At 36.3% G+C, this 14,565-nt stretch carries 13 protein-coding genes; 8 read left to right on the top strand and 5 right to left on the bottom strand.

What is annotated here, in order from left to right; all coding sequences use genetic code 11:
* The first annotated feature begins 24 nt into the window (after positions 1-24).
* The 5 genes from NST66_RS13685 to NST66_RS13665 all read left to right on the top strand — a co-directional run bounded on the left by NST66_RS13685 (position 25) and on the right by NST66_RS13665 (position 6,264).
* Positions 25-2,202 (top strand): malate synthase G, encoded by a 2,178-nt coding sequence (locus NST66_RS13685; protein ID WP_098113826.1) that lies wholly within the window; start codon positions 25-27, stop codon positions 2,200-2,202.
* Positions 2,203-2,308: 106 nt separating this feature from the next.
* Positions 2,309-3,085 carry a fumarylacetoacetate hydrolase family protein gene (locus NST66_RS13680; RefSeq protein WP_033579381.1) on the top strand — a complete coding sequence of 259 codons (777 nt, stop codon included), beginning with the start codon at positions 2,309-2,311 and terminating at the stop codon, positions 3,083-3,085.
* 52 nt (positions 3,086-3,137) lie between these two features.
* Positions 3,138-3,932, top strand: a complete 795-nt coding sequence (locus tag NST66_RS13675) for an IclR family transcriptional regulator (protein WP_033579380.1) — start codon at positions 3,138-3,140, stop codon at positions 3,930-3,932.
* 143 nt (positions 3,933-4,075) lie between these two features.
* On the top strand, positions 4,076-5,308 hold the full coding sequence (locus NST66_RS13670; RefSeq protein ID WP_033579379.1) for an aminopeptidase: 1,233 nt from the start codon (positions 4,076-4,078) through the stop codon (positions 5,306-5,308).
* Between the two features lie 119 nt (positions 5,309-5,427).
* A complete protein-coding gene (locus NST66_RS13665; RefSeq protein ID WP_033579378.1) occupies positions 5,428-6,264 on the top strand; it encodes a hypothetical protein in 837 nt (278 codons plus the stop codon).
* Between the two features lie 29 nt (positions 6,265-6,293).
* Here NST66_RS13665 and NST66_RS13660 read toward each other — a convergent pair whose 3' ends face one another.
* Positions 6,294-6,428: a hypothetical protein gene (locus NST66_RS13660; RefSeq protein WP_014459590.1), complete on the bottom strand. Its 135-nt coding sequence runs from the start codon at positions 6,426-6,428 to the stop codon at positions 6,294-6,296.
* An 80-nt stretch (positions 6,429-6,508) separates the two neighbouring features.
* Complete coding sequence (locus NST66_RS13655; RefSeq protein WP_028409022.1) at positions 6,509-7,000, bottom strand: hypothetical protein; 492 nt, start codon at positions 6,998-7,000, stop codon at positions 6,509-6,511.
* 407 nt (positions 7,001-7,407) lie between these two features.
* Here NST66_RS13655 and NST66_RS13650 point away from each other — a divergent pair, with 407 nt between their 5' ends.
* The 3 genes from NST66_RS13650 to NST66_RS13640 all read left to right on the top strand — a co-directional run bounded on the left by NST66_RS13650 (position 7,408) and on the right by NST66_RS13640 (position 9,622).
* The gene (locus NST66_RS13650; RefSeq protein ID WP_028412901.1) at positions 7,408-7,827 is read left to right on the top strand and encodes a hypothetical protein; all 420 of its coding nucleotides are present in this window, start codon (positions 7,408-7,410) and stop codon (positions 7,825-7,827) included.
* A gap of 72 nt (positions 7,828-7,899) precedes the next feature.
* Complete coding sequence (locus tag NST66_RS13645; protein ID WP_033579377.1) at positions 7,900-8,916, top strand: hypothetical protein; 1,017 nt, start codon at positions 7,900-7,902, stop codon at positions 8,914-8,916.
* Positions 8,917-9,043: 127 nt separating this feature from the next.
* A complete protein-coding gene (locus NST66_RS13640) occupies positions 9,044-9,622 on the top strand; it encodes an HAD-IA family hydrolase (RefSeq protein ID WP_033579376.1) in 579 nt (192 codons plus the stop codon).
* Positions 9,623-9,624: 2 nt separating this feature from the next.
* On the opposite strand, the gene NST66_RS13635 is transcribed toward NST66_RS13640, so the two are convergent.
* The 3 genes from NST66_RS13635 to NST66_RS13625 form a co-directional block, all read right to left on the bottom strand.
* The gene (locus tag NST66_RS13635) at positions 9,625-10,221 is read right to left on the bottom strand and encodes a mechanosensitive ion channel family protein (protein ID WP_028412904.1); all 597 of its coding nucleotides are present in this window, start codon (positions 10,219-10,221) and stop codon (positions 9,625-9,627) included.
* Between the two features lie 843 nt (positions 10,222-11,064).
* Positions 11,065-12,087: a hypothetical protein gene (locus NST66_RS13630; protein WP_033579375.1), complete on the bottom strand. Its 1,023-nt coding sequence runs from the start codon at positions 12,085-12,087 to the stop codon at positions 11,065-11,067.
* A 969-nt stretch (positions 12,088-13,056) separates the two neighbouring features.
* Positions 13,057-14,520 (bottom strand): hypothetical protein, encoded by a 1,464-nt coding sequence (locus tag NST66_RS13625; RefSeq protein WP_013083667.1) that lies wholly within the window; start codon positions 14,518-14,520, stop codon positions 13,057-13,059.
* Positions 14,521-14,565: the final 45 nt, after the last annotated feature.

Raw genomic sequence — 14,565 nt, 5'->3', positions numbered from 1 at the left:
AGAAGTAAGAGGAGGAAACAGACGGTGACAAACTACAAACAAGTTGGAAATCTGAAAGTAGCTCCAGTTCTCTATCAATTTATTAATGAGGAAGCTCTCCCGGGCAGCGGCCTAAGTACAGAAAATTTTTGGTCTGATTTTGAAGCGTTAGTAACTGAGTTAACACCCGTAAATAAACGTTTGTTAGAAAAGCGTGATCAGCTTCAAGCTCAAATTAATGCATGGCATCAAGAAAATCCTGACGGTGACTTTAACGAATACAAATCGTTTTTAACGAGAATTGGCTATTTAGAAGACAAGGCAGAAGATTTTCTTATTGGTACAGAAGGAGTAGACAGCGAAATTGCCTATCAAGCGGGACCACAGCTTGTGGTACCAGTGAATAACGCTCGGTATGCTATTAACGCTGCTAATGCACGCTGGGGTAGTCTCTATGATGCACTTTACGGCACTGATGCAATCAGTGAAGAAAATGGAGCTTCGCGCACGAGTTCTTATAATCCAATTCGAGGAGAAAAAGTTATTGCGTTTGCAAAGAATTTTCTTGATGAAGTTATTCCGCTCGTTCAGTCTTCTCATGCAGAAGTGGTTCAGTACAGTCTTGAAAATGGAAAGCTTGTTGCTCAATTAAACGATGGCAGTTTAACAGAGTTACAGGAAGAAGATAAATTTGTAGGGTATCAAGGAGAAGAAGAAAGCCCTGATGCTCTTTTATTCAAAAACAACGGCCTGCATTTTGAAGTTCAAATTGATCGTACGGATTCGATTGGTAAAACGGACGATGCGGGTGTAAAAGATATTTTAATGGAAGCAGCTCTTACGACGATTATGGACTGTGAAGATTCAGTAGCGGCAGTAGACGCAGAAGACAAAGTAGACGTTTACCGCAACTGGCTGGGATTAATGAAAGGTGATTTGACGTCTACTTTTAAAAAAGGAAGTCAAAACATGACAAGGCGTTTAAATCCAGACCGTACCTATATTGCTCCCCACAAGGAAAAGATTTCACTGTCTGGCCGTTCGCTTATGTTTGTTCGAAACGTTGGGCATTTAATGACAAACAGCGCTGTTTTAGATCGAAATGGCAACGAAATCTATGAAGGTATTTTAGACAGCGTGATTACTAGTTTAATTGCCAAACACACCTTGCTTAAAAACGGTACGTATCAAAATTCTAAAAAGAGCTCTATCTATATCGTTAAACCGAAAATGCACGGCTCCAAAGAAGTGGCTTTTGCCAACACGTTATTTAATTCAATTGAAGATATGCTAGGGCTTGAGCGTCATACGATTAAAATTGGCGTAATGGACGAAGAGCGCCGCACAACGCTTAATTTAAAAGCGTGCATCAAAGAAGTAAAAGACCGAGTGGCGTTTATTAATACTGGATTTTTGGATCGAACAGGTGACGAAATTCACACTTCTATGGAAGCAGGCGCTGTTATTCGTAAAAATGATATGAAGGCGTCTAAATGGCTTCAAGGCTACGAGCAGTCTAATGTAAATGTAGGGTTAGCAAGCGGGTTCCAAGGCCGCGCTCAAATCGGAAAAGGAATGTGGGCAATGCCGGATATGATGGCCGAAATGCTGAAACAAAAAGTGGGGCATTTAAAAGCAGGAGCGAATACGGCATGGGTGCCTTCACCAACCGCAGCAACGCTTCATGCTCTTCACTATCATCAAATTGATGTAAGAGATGTTCAAAACGAATTGCTTACTAAGTCCACTGATTTACAAGATGACATTTTGCAAATTCCTGTGGCCGAAAAACCAAATTGGAGCAAAGATGAAATCCAGCAGGAGCTAGACAACAACGCTCAAGGAATACTCGGCTATGTAGTAAGATGGGTCGACCAAGGAGTAGGGTGCTCAAAAGTACCGGATATTAATAATGTAGGGCTAATGGAAGACCGGGCAACGCTTCGTATTTCCAGTCAGCACGTAGCCAACTGGCTTCATCATGGGATTTGTACAAAAGAACAAGTAACGGAAACGCTAAAGCGAATGGCAAAAGTAGTGGATCAACAAAATGAAAATGATCCTCTGTATCAGCCAATGTCATCGAACTACAGCGCATCCATTGCTTTTCAGGCAGCCTGCGATTTAGTATTTCAAGGCTATGATCAGCCAAACGGCTATACGGAGCCCATTTTACACCGCCGTCGTATCGAAGCAAAGGCAAAAGCAGCTATAAAACAGTAAAAAAACGGCCTGTCAGCATAGAGATGGCAGGCTGTACTTACATCTTAAGAACCTGACTACCTACGATCCTTATTAAAACAAAGCAAATGGGAAAAGGAGTTATGTCATGAAATTTGTAAGGTTTGCTATACAAGATAGCCGTCATACAGGTGTACTAAAAGAGGATACGATCAGCGTTATTGAAGGAAATATATTTGAGAAGTGGGACTATACAGGGCAGACTTTTTCACCGAGTGAAGTAAGGCTTTTGGCTCCTTTAGAGCCGAATCAAATTATTGGAATAGGCGCTAATTATGCAGCTGCAAAGTCGGAGCTGCCAAAAGAAATGCCTTCTATTCCTGTCTTCTTTTTTAAGCCCACATCCTCTGTGATTGGTCCAAACGAAGACATTGTCATTCCAACTGCCATTAAGCACGTCAAGTTTGAGTCTGAGCTTGCAGTTGTTATTGGAAAAGAAGCGAAGAACATCGCAGTAGAAGACGTACAGGACTATATATTTGGGTATACAATTGGAAACGATGTAACGGCTCCGGATTATTTTCATAAAGACGGGCACTGGACCATTGGAAAATCCTTTGATTCATTTACGCCTCTTGGCCCCGTAATCGAAACAGAGCTTGATCTTAAGTCCATTCATGTAAAAGCGTTTTTAAATGGCGTTGAAAAACAAAACAGCTCGACAGATTTAATGATTATTTCGGTTGGAGAAATGATTGCTTACCTATCTACTGTTATGACCCTTAAGCCGGGAGATGTGGTTTTAACAGGAAGTCCGGTCGGCGCGGAACTGGTGAGCGCAAACGATGTTATTGCATGCACCATCCGAGAAATTGGGACCCTCCAAAATCCGTTTGTTGCAGAAAAAGAACGTGTAAACGTATAAAAGTGATAAAAAATGCCCGGCAGTAAAATGACACATAGAGGAGAGAGGAAAAATGGAGCGAGAAAATATGGTTAAGTCTGTAAGCCGGGCATTGGACATTGTCACAATTGTCAGCATGGAAAGAGAAGGGGTAGGCGTCACAGAAATTGCAAAGCAAATGGACATTAATAAAAGCTCCGTATACCGTATTCTAACTACTCTTGCTCAGTATGGCTATATTGAACAAGATCAAGAAAGCGGGCGGTACAAGCTTGGGTATAAGTTTTTAGAAGTAAGTTCAAAGCTTTTAGATTCTATTGATCTACGAACGGAAGCAAAGCCGTTTTTGCAAGAACTTGAAAGTGAAACAAATGAAGTTATTCATCTTGTTGTCTACGATCAAGGTGAAGTAGTGTATATTGAAAAGCTAGAAGGAAATCAGACGCTGCGCATGCACTCAAAAGTGGGGAAAAGAGCGCCTATGCACTGTACGTCTGTCGGTAAAGCTATCCTAGCTTTTTTACCGCTTAACACGGTAACAAGCATTCTTGAAAGAAAAGGCTTACCAGCTCATACCAATCACACCATTACAGATGAAGAAAGCTTTCTCCGGGAACTTTCAGAAGTGAAGCAAAAGGGATATGCGCTGGATTTAGAAGAAAATGAATACGGAATTACTTGCATCGCAGCCCCTATTTTTGATCACCTTGGTCAAGTCGTTGCTGCAGTCAGCATTTCCGGTGCTACGATGCGTATGACCAATGAGCGATTAACGTACCTTCAAGAACGCATGGTTGATATAGGCAAGAACATTTCGGAGCGGCTCGGCTACAAAACGGAATCTGTGAAAGACAAAAGTTTGTTCTGATTCTTAGAGAACAAACTTTTTCTATATAATAATCTGTAAAATAACGTAATTATATTATGTAAACTATAGGCTAGGATTTTTAATTGATGTTTTATTCGTGATACAATAAAGTTGTTAGAATATATACGTAAAGGAGATAAATTATGGAACAGTTTGAGCGCAATATTGAAAAGTACGCCGAGCTAGCTGTAAAAGTCGGTGTAAACATTCAAAAAGGGCAAGTATTAAACATTAATGCTGATATTTCTTCCGCTGATTTTGTTCGTGAGATTGCGAAAAAAGCGTACGAAGCCGGAGCAAAGTCTGTTGATGTAGACTGGCATGACGATCATTTAGTTCGTTTGAAATATGAAAAAGCGGATGAATCTGTATTTAATGAATTTCCTGCTTGGAAAGCTCAGGCAAGAGAAGAGCTTGTGAAAAACGGAGGCGCTGTTTTATCTGTAATTTCAAGCGGTCCTGACTTACTAAAAGGAGTAGACGGCAAACGTATTGCTGCGTTCCAAAAAGTAAGCGGAAAAGCAATGAAAAAATTCCGTGAAGCGATCCAATCTGATAAAATCAGCTGGTCCATCGTAGCTGTTCCTTCAAAAGACTGGGCAGCTAAAGTATTTCCTGACGTTCCAGAAGAACAGCAGCAAGAAAAACTATGGGAAGCTATTTTTAAATCTGTGCGCGTAGACCAAGAAGATCCAGTGGCCGCATGGGAAGAGCATAATGCTTCATTACATACAAAAGTAGACATTTTAAATGAAAAAAGATTTTCTAAGCTTCACTATAAAGCGCCAGGAACAGATTTAACAATTGAACTTCCTGACAAACATATTTGGGTTGGAGCAGGCAGTGTTAATGAAGACGGCAACTCGTTCATGGCCAATATGCCAACAGAAGAAGTATTCACACTTCCGAAAAAAGACGGCGTAAACGGTCAAGTAACGAGCACAAAACCGCTTAGCTACGCAGGAAACTTAATTGAAAACTTCACGCTAACATTTGAAAACGGAAAAATTGTTGATGTAAAAGCAGAAGAAGGCGAAGAAACGTTAAAGCACTTAATTGAAACAGATGAAGGTGCCAAATACTTAGGAGAAGTAGCCTTAGTACCGCATCAATCGCCAATTTCTCAGTCAAACATCATTTTCTACAACACGCTGTTTGACGAAAATGCATCCAACCACTTAGCCATCGGCAGCTCGTATTCCTTCTGTTTAGAAGGCGGAAAAACGATGTCTAAAGAAGAGCTATCACAAAACGGAGCAAACGACAGCATCACCCACGTTGACTTCATGATTGGCTCAGCTGAAATGGACATCGACGGCATTAAAGCTGACGGTACAAGCGAGCCTGTGTTTAGAAAAGGGAACTGGGCGTTTTAATAAACAGTTTAATCTATGAAGTCTCTACAATAATCAAGGTAATAAATGAATTAGCCACTTCTCGATTTATAGAAGTGGCTATAAGTTTTTTTAATGTAAAGAGGAGAGTAATACGTTAAATGAATGAATTAGTAAAAATTGTTTTAAATAGCGTAGACCAATTATTTGGCAAAAATTATGTGCAATTGATTACTTATTTATTAATAGCATTAATTGGAACATGGTTGTACAAAGAGTTCAGAACTCAATTACTAAATAGTGAAAACTATAAAAGAGAAAAGTACAGTGAGGTATTAACAATTTTATTAGAATTGGAGTATGCACTAAATAAATTCTTAATAAATGAAGTAGAGTTTACTCAATTAGAAGAGAATTTAAAGGCTGCTTATCCGTATTTATCTTATGATCTAAGTAAGGAGGTTGGAAGCTTCAGTACTGGAATAGAAAAGAAAAAAGTCGAGAAATTCGTCGAAAGATTGAGTACAGAGAGAACTAACCTTAAATATAACCAACCTAATGCTTTCTCTTATTTAAATGAAAGAAGTATATCTCGGTCATTTGGTCACTTATTTAGAACAATGCTTTCACCTGTGCTTATACCTTTCTTGTTGACTTTATTAACTGTAGTGGTTTCATTTATGCTATTATATCTCACGTTTGCTATGTCAACTGTTGAATCTGTTGTCAAACAATATTATTTGATACAAGGTGTAATAGATTACATATGTTTCTTAATGATATTAGTTGGTATCGCTGATATTATTAATAACCAAAAGGTGTCTAGCATGAAACACTTAGTTATTTTTCTTATTATTTTTATAACTTTGTCTATTACTGCATTTTTACTTTTTTCAAAATTCATTATTATTCCTACAATTCTATTTGTATGCTACGGAATATTATTAAAAATGTACTTACCAAAAATTATTGTTGGGCTAAAAATAAATAATATATAAATAAAAAGAAGAATCACGGCAGGCGAACTTCACTCAGTTCCACCTTGCTGTGATTCTTCTTTTTTAACCGGAGCGTCACGCTTGAACATGTGATAGTAGGTAAACCCCAAGCATAGAGCGCCGGCGATTGAACAAAAATATTGCAAAAAACGGACGAAATCCATTGGAATGACCTCCCATTTTCAGTTTCGCTTCTAGTATGTACAGGGAAGTGAAATAATATGTGAAAAAGGGAGGTTTTCTCTTATAGTTCGTATGGTTCTTGAAGAGTAAGGTAAGGCTGCTGATCTTCAAGACCAAGACGCTTATTTAATTGTCTTTTCATTAAATCGTACTGGTAGATGAGGTGAAATTGATTTTTTTTCGGTGTTTCACAGCGAATGTAGGTTTCTTGCCCGTTCTTGTCTGTGAAATGAATGGTTAACTCACCGAAATAGCGTTGAACAGGAGCTCCGTGAAGGCCTTTTTCATTTTTGACAACCTTTGAAAATTCTGCTCGTTGAATACGGTTAAATGGAATAATAGCTACTTGATTGATAACAAGACGCTGATCGTACATGTCAATTTTAGATATGGAAATTTGATTAATTCCTTCTGCAAATTTAACATGCCCGTTTACAGAAACAAGCGGTTTGCGATCCTCAGGATCAACAGCGCCTTGAGGTCGCTTAATGACGTAGAAGCTAGCTACGCCAAGTGCTACGATACCAACCACAACAATAAGTGCAAACATCATTTTGCATTCCACCTCCTGAGTATAGATGTGTAATCTGAATTTAACAGCAAGCTGTTTCAGTTGCCATATTGCCTCAACAATGAGGATAGAGAAAAGCAGTTCGGCAGTTCATTATAAGTATATACATACGTTCGACAATATGGTGTGATATTCCTTCTTATTATGACTTTTTTACGACAAAATGGGCAAAACTCTTTCCGAAAATGAAGTGAATCAGTTACAATTTAAGGATAAGGTACCAAATTTCTTTTCTATCTCAAAAAAGTGCAGAAAAGCGTAAAAAATTCTAGGTACTTTCTCATATTTTTACTATTTTTATAGAATTTATTCCAATTTCTAATCCTTTATCGTGTATAATCTCTTGTGTGCAGCATGATATACATAAAGGTGTAAGGAGGCACAGTTCATTGTCTTTATCAGCAAAAAAGATATTATTATTAGTTTTAGTAGTTATATGTTTAGTGTTAGTTGTGATGCAATTCATAAATCGATCAGCAGAGCCGACTTCTGGACAGGCCCAAGAAACACTGAGTAAGCTTCCTGAACAAGAAACCGTTAAAGAAAAAGCGAAAGGCGACGAGGAAGCGCACAAATATCGAGTGTATTATATTACTATTGAAAAAATCGAAAATGGTACATACAGCGGAACAACAAAAGAAGGAACGGGCATTAAATTTTCCGATAAAAATTTAAATGAACCGATTCCAAGTAATTTGAAAAAAGGGGATATCGTTAAAGCATACTTTGATCTTGAATATAGCACGAAAGGTCTAGTCAAAGTAGAAAAGGTAGACGAGATACCCGATGATGACGAGAGCTCAAGTTAATTGAGCTCTTTTTTTGTGTTTTACGAATGTGGTAAAATATTGAATATATAGATACGATACAGGGGGAAGAAGATGATAGCAGCAATTATAGTAGTAGCGGTAATTCTTTTAGTTTTGATTATTAAAGGGGTTGTAAAGTCGAGAAGATTTCGCTTGTATAAAGAGGAGCTTCCAGATGAGCTCGGAATACATAAAGATAATGGCTTTGAAGATATAGTTCATTCACTAGAAGATTCTTTACCGGCAGCCTATGTTCAGCAAGTGAAACAGCGTATGCAAGGGCGAAATACAAAAGCCGATGAAGTAGAATGGACGTTTTTTGAGATGAAGCGCTATTTTTTATTAAATGCAGTCATCAAAGACGTACCAATGTTTAGTGCAAAAGTAGATGAAGTATGGCATGAAATGATTATGTTTACAGTAGATTATGAGCGCTTTACAGACCGTTTTTTCAACCGCTTTTTGCATCACCAGCCAAATGTAGAAACAGCTCCATCCCCACAGCCGGATAAGCGAGCGTTCTTTGATTGGATGTATGCTCATTTGTTTGACATAACGGGTAACAGCCGACTGCTTTGGGGGAAGTTTTTTCAGCATCCGCTTGATAAAAGTACGCTTCAAGATTTTCAAAGGTTATCAGAAGATGAATTACTAGATCGCTATTTTTTAAGAAACGGCAAATGGGAAAAACAGCAGAGAGCCCTGATTCAAACGTTAAAAGAAGAAGTCACTGCTGCACGAAAAAGAAAAAAAACGGGCGGATCAACTTATTTTAAAAAAGCGGCTAAAAAAGGAAATGTATCAAACGAACTTCTTCTTCAAGGCTTTGTTTTTTATTCTCTCTACAAAGCCACCAACTTTTCAAGCCATATGAATGAACTGTTGCTATATAAAAAGACGATGTATGCGGGAGAGACAGCCTCTTACAGCGGGTATAGCTGTTCAAGCCCCTGGGAAGACAACCGCCACCATCACCACAACGATGGAGGTCATCACCATCATGACAGCGGCAGCAGCTGTTCGAGTTCAAACTGCAGCAGTTCAAGCTGTTCAAGCTCTAGCTGCGGGAGTGGGTGCAGCAGCAGCTAATAAAGTAAAAAAACTCGTTTTATACGAGTTTTTTTACTTTAAATGCAACGACGACAAAATGATTCACTGACAAGCAGTGAAAAATTTGGTATAATCGTTACGTTTTTAAAAAGGAGAGACAGCGAAAATGAATATTTTATGGGACTTTGATGGAACCATCTTTGATACCTATCCGACTATCGTGAAAGCATTCAAAGAATTACTAACAGATCAAACGATTTCAGAAGATGATATTTTAAAACAAATGAAAATATCTTCTGACGTAGCAATCAAGCATTTTGATATTGAAAAGTCTTTGTTTGATAAACACTTCCATGTGCTCGAACAAAAAATAAATCCTAAAGATAAGCCTGCTTTTTCTCACGTAGAAGACGTACTGAGCTTTGCGGATACAAATGTAATTGTTACGCACAAGTCTAGACAATCTACGCTTGATATCCTGGCATTTTTTAATATGGAGCACTACTTCACGGAGATTATTACAAAGGATGATGGCTACAAACGAAAGCCTGATAGCGGAGCTTATGCCTATCTTCACGATAAGTATCAGCTCGATTTAGTAATTGGGGATCGCGAACTTGACTTAAAACCTGCCCGTGAACTGGGAATTAAAACATGTGCATTTCAAAATAACGATATTGAAGCAGATTATCACCTTACATCATATGATCAATTCTTTACAACGGTCGTAAATAAAAACTCGTGAAGCTATTCTTCACGAGTTTTTATTTGTTCAGGTGTATGTATTTCGGGGATTTCACCGAGCGTGTAGTTCGCTACTTTTGTAATGTTACTATTAGCAAAAAAATAAAACTCTCCGTCGACTCCGCGAATTTTTGTCGTGCGCAATCCAATTTCTTCAACAGTTCCTTTCGTATCATTTATAGATACGTGATCTCCTACTGAGAATTGATCTTCAAATAGAATAAAAAACCCATTTAAAATATCTTTAATCAAATTCTGTGCACCTAAGCCTGTAATAAACCCTGCTACGCTAATACCAGCTAAAAGTGCTTTCATATTAATTCCGATTGCCTCTAAAGACGTAATAAGTGCAATAAAATACACAACGTACATGACAATGCTCAGACAAAGTTTTTTCAGCGTTATTTCTTTTCGTTCGTTGTACCTCAGCAGTTTAGTTTTAAATCTGAAATCAAAGATTTTATTAATGACACTGCGAGCAAACCGGATGACAATTTGAGCAATGATAAAAATGAGGATAATCTTTATGATTACTTCACTAATGTCAATCCACCTACCGGTATTAAATAAAGTTTGCTGTACCCACTGTATGTATTTCATGACTAAGTCCCTTTCTTGCTTTATAAATTTTTCTCTACTGAATAGTATAATTTATTTTAAAAAATATACTACTAGAATTTATTAAGAGGCGTTTGAACTATTGTTTTATTTTAATTTATTTGTATTTGGTATATGTAATGAAAACTCCGTAATTTAGAAAAAGTGAAAATCCTCAGGTGTAGATATTTTTAAAACATTTCTTTATACAAATATTAAATAAAATCTTATAGCAGAGATTAGTATAGATCTTATTAGCAAACATTATATACAGATATTAAAGAAAGAAAAATCCTCTAAAAACCCAATGATATCAAGGGTTAGAAAGAAAATAGCTTTTCAATAAATAACTGTGTGGAAAATAGCCCTTTTTTGTGAACAGCATCCTTTGGCTAAAGGATGTTTTTTATCGTAGTAGATATGGAATCTATTTTATTTACTATGTTTTTTCTTCTACAATAGATGGATTTTAAAATCAATAGTATGAAGATTGCTGTTAAAAGTATGAATTATTTCCACTGTGGATAAAAGTAGTTATGTTAAAGAGTAAATAACCTGGAAATTATCGTTAATAAAAAAATAAAAGGGATGTTTTTATTAATAAAGAGGATGATATAACAGTCATTGAATATGTTTTCTTTCTTTTGTGGATAAGTATGAAGGTGTTTTTTTAGTAATATTCCATCGTTATACACAAGAAATATCATTTATTTAAACTCATTACGTTTATATAGATAGGATAATGAAATTTGAGAGCTGAAAAAATGGGTGTTTGTTTGTACTATTTGTATCAAAAAGAGAGGAGAAGGGATAGAAAATAAAAAAAAGGCATGCCAAAGAAGCCCCTTATGAAGCTGTAAGTTCGGCAGGGACTTGATCTTGAAGATTTTTTGAAAGCTCTTTTCGAATGAGCGTACGGATTTTCCCACCGTAATTTTCAACGACTTGAGCATCATGGCTGAAGAAGGCCTGTTCAATCAATGTATAAAGGGCAGACTTCACTCGTTCAATACCATATTCAAAAGAAAGCTGAACCAAATCAGCGATGTCTTCGTTTTGGAATGAAGACATAACAATTCCTGTAGAATCTGTGCTGTGTCCAGATAATTTTACAAAAGTCTCTTCAATAGTACGTCGAATCGCCGCATCGTATTGATCTCTCTTTTCTTGTTTTGACATCTTGCCATTTTTAGCTCCGTCTTTTAAAACAAAGAAAATAGTAGATCCTTGGACAACGGTTTTAAATGCGCTCGCCTGCGTTTCAGCTATTTTTTGCATCATACCCTTGTAGTGAGTATATTTCGGCGTAAAAATTTTATAGTCATTAAAGCTAATTTTTGAAGTGTTTTCTCCAGGATTAAACTGACGCTTAATCGTATCGTTGTCATAAACCAATTCTTTGCGCAGCTCTAAGCGAAGGGCATTTACGTTTTCAATTAGAATAAGTTCTTCAAAGCGAGTGTATTCTAATTCCATAAACCCAAAGCCGTGTTCTTCAAAATATTGGGGGTAGGGAACAATACAAATATTGATTCCTTTGCCGCTGCGAGAATAGGAAATTAATTCTGTTTCTGCTAATACTACATTGTTGTTGCGAACTGTTCGAACTGTACAATTCAAAGCGGCTGCAATCTCTTTTTCAGAAACATCACAAATAATACCTCTTTCATCAACGTGAAGGAAGTGATAAAAAATTAATTGTGAAATTTGAGATTTAGATAAACGGTGATGTTCTGCCACTGTTTTGATTGTAGGGTTCCCATGAGCGTCTAGGTCCATGTGATCTTCAATATCTTTATATTTTTCTACGGTGCTAGACAATTGGCGAATAATTTGTTTTCCAATTTTCGCAAATTCTTTTTTTATCATGAGAATCCCTCCAATCTATTTCATATCAACAATAATTTATTAGGGTAAAATAACAAAGAATACCTTGTGAAAATTATATCAATAAGAAACAGAATCGCAAACGAACGAGTAGTACGCGAAAAACGGCAAAAGGCTCAAAGAATGCTGTCATAGCAAGGGATTCAGCGTATAGGTTTTTTAGTACGACAAAAACGGCAAAAGCAAGCAAGCGCCGGTAGAACAGTGTTTGTTACGATCAGTAAAAATCAAAAAAAACTTTATGCGTTTTAGTACGTAAAAAACGGCAAAAGGCTCAATATAGTACGCCGAAAATAGCAAAAGTGAAGAGTGGTACGCCAAAAACAGCAAAAGTGATCTCGATTCACCTAAAAAAAGGGAAAAAAATCACTTCTCTGATCGCTGTAAATAACACAATGAATTTCAATAGTACGTCAAAAATGGCAAAAGCTATTTTTAGTACGTGAAAAACGTCAAAAACGACCTAGTAGTACGCTAAAAACAGCAAAAGTTATCGTTTGGTACGTCAAAAATGGCAAAAGCTTTATATATGCTGCGAAAAAAATAAAAAATAGGGTTTGAAAAAGACATAACAAAGGGAAAAGCAATGTTTAGTACGCAGAAAACGGCAAAAGTAGTGAAGGAGTACGTGAAAAACGGCAAAAGGTAGGATTGTTTTACGAAAAAAAGAGAATAATTAACAATTAATAAGTGATGACGAGTAAATAAAATGAATTTAGTACGTCAAAAACAGCAAAAGAAGCAAAGTAGTACGTCAAAAACAGCAAAAGACAGTAATTAGTACGCAGAAAACGGCAAAAGTAGCGGAGGAGTACGTCAAAAACGGCAAAAGCTTTTGTGTAGTACGTTAAAAATGACAAAACTTCCAAACTATGAAATGAAAATAGAGGGAGATTTTGTATCAAAAAGACGAAAATGGCAAAATGTCAAATAAAAAAGGAAGGGAATGATTTACCCTTCCAATGTTTCTCTATGTTCTCCTCCAAAATAGTCTTGAATTTCATAATTTTGAAGAGGAATAAAAGAGATTTCAAATCCTTGAAGTTTTTGCTGATAACTTTGGATCAGTACTTGATTGCTAACAAATTCTGCTAGAGATTCATTAATTAATTTTAGGTTTACATCAATTTTCTTTGAACGAAAACGAACTTTTGAAGCAAAATATTGATACGGGTAAAAATGAGTGTAAGACTTTTCTTGTAAATAACAGTCTAAACGCTCTTTTTGAAATGCATAAAGCAGTAAAGAAGACAGCGAGTTATCTTTAAACTTTTTAATAACATCACTGTAAATTTGTACAAACTGCTGATTTAAAAAGCCTTGATGCGTATCATCGCTAAATACAATCGTTGCATATCGTCTGCCCGTTACTTCATCGGTTTCAATAACAGCCTTTTGAAAGAAGTTGATCGCAAATTTTGTATCTCTGGAATTTTTCTTCTTTGCTACACCTTCTACGTGATATCTGGCAATTTTCATAATGCGGGCTTCAACGGCTTCATAGTTTTTTACACCTTTTGAATTATAAATTTCTTTCACGATATCCGCTAAATCAAGAGTCACCGTTTTTTCTTTATAAAACATCTCGTCGCGCTGTGAAAGAGCAAACTGGATAATTTGGGAATCTTTTGGGTCTAAAACCATATTTCGTTTGGAAAGAACCGTTTGATTATCATTCACAGGGATAATGGTGCGAATGAAATATTCTTCATCAACTTTATAGTCATTATATAAAACGACTTCTTGGGAGTTTGTTTTAACTTCCATATTGGTTTTAAGAGAATGACTTTCGTTTGAGAAGATAGGCGCCTCTACCCACGAATTTAATCGTTTATCAATCCAGTTGCTTAAATTTCCATTGTATTTTTCTAAGATGATTTCCGCAATTAAAAAAGTAAAGTCCGTGTGAAATGCTTTCTCTATTTGATAATTCATTTTTGAATCTAAATAAGGAAAATCGGTAATGTTTGTTTTTTTGCTTTTAGCCCATGCCTCTACTTCTTTTAACTTTATCTTTAAAATATCTTCAGGTTTTTCCACGCCAAACAGCTTTTTTAAGTGTTCGGTATCCACTTTTTTATCCATCACTTTTTTGGCTAATTCAATGTCTTCAAAAATAGGATTAGGCTTTTCTGCTTTAATATCTTTTTTTAATGTTTGCAGCCAGTTTTTCTTATTTGATTGTCTTCTTTTGTAGGCTGGGTTTCGTATTTCCTTAGGATTTATTAATTTATTCTCTAAAACAAACGTATCTTGCAATATATTTAAAATGTAGTCTTCTATAAAATCTTTTTCATTCGAAAAAAACGAATGAGAATCATATAAAAAGTCTATGCACTTTGCTTTGATATTGTCATCGATCGCATCGCTGATTTGTTTAATAAGGTAAGGAGAAAAATTGGATGGTTCGTTCATGTTGACCTCCTCTGTATGTATTTAATCTGTAACACTCTTATTATA

Source organism: Priestia sp. FSL W8-0524, from assembly GCF_038005965.1.
In the GTDB taxonomy this organism is placed as follows: domain Bacteria; phylum Bacillota; class Bacilli; order Bacillales; family Bacillaceae_H; genus Priestia; species Priestia zanthoxyli.
This window is presented reverse-complemented; position numbering and strand designations above follow the sequence as displayed.

Excerpts from the sequence above, each read along its gene's own strand:
- NST66_RS13680 (WP_033579381.1), top strand. The coding sequence starts at position 2,309 with ATGAAATTTGTAAGGTTTGCTATACAAGATAGCCGTCATACAGGTGTA.
- NST66_RS13675 (WP_033579380.1), top strand. The coding sequence starts at position 3,138 with ATGGAGCGAGAAAATATGGTTAAGTCTGTAAGCCGGGCATTGGACATT.
- NST66_RS13670 (WP_033579379.1), top strand. The coding sequence starts at position 4,076 with ATGGAACAGTTTGAGCGCAATATTGAAAAGTACGCCGAGCTAGCTGTA.
- NST66_RS13665 (WP_033579378.1), top strand. The coding sequence starts at position 5,428 with ATGAATGAATTAGTAAAAATTGTTTTAAATAGCGTAGACCAATTATTT.
- NST66_RS13660 (WP_014459590.1), bottom strand. The coding sequence starts at position 6,428 with ATGGATTTCGTCCGTTTTTTGCAATATTTTTGTTCAATCGCCGGCGCT.
- NST66_RS13655 (WP_028409022.1), bottom strand. The coding sequence starts at position 7,000 with ATGATGTTTGCACTTATTGTTGTGGTTGGTATCGTAGCACTTGGCGTA.
- NST66_RS13645 (WP_033579377.1), top strand. The coding sequence starts at position 7,900 with ATGATAGCAGCAATTATAGTAGTAGCGGTAATTCTTTTAGTTTTGATT.
- NST66_RS13640 (WP_033579376.1), top strand. The coding sequence starts at position 9,044 with ATGAATATTTTATGGGACTTTGATGGAACCATCTTTGATACCTATCCG.
- NST66_RS13635 (WP_028412904.1), bottom strand. The coding sequence starts at position 10,221 with ATGAAATACATACAGTGGGTACAGCAAACTTTATTTAATACCGGTAGG.
- NST66_RS13630 (WP_033579375.1), bottom strand. The coding sequence starts at position 12,087 with ATGATAAAAAAAGAATTTGCGAAAATTGGAAAACAAATTATTCGCCAA.
- NST66_RS13625 (WP_013083667.1), bottom strand. The coding sequence starts at position 14,520 with ATGAACGAACCATCCAATTTTTCTCCTTACCTTATTAAACAAATCAGC.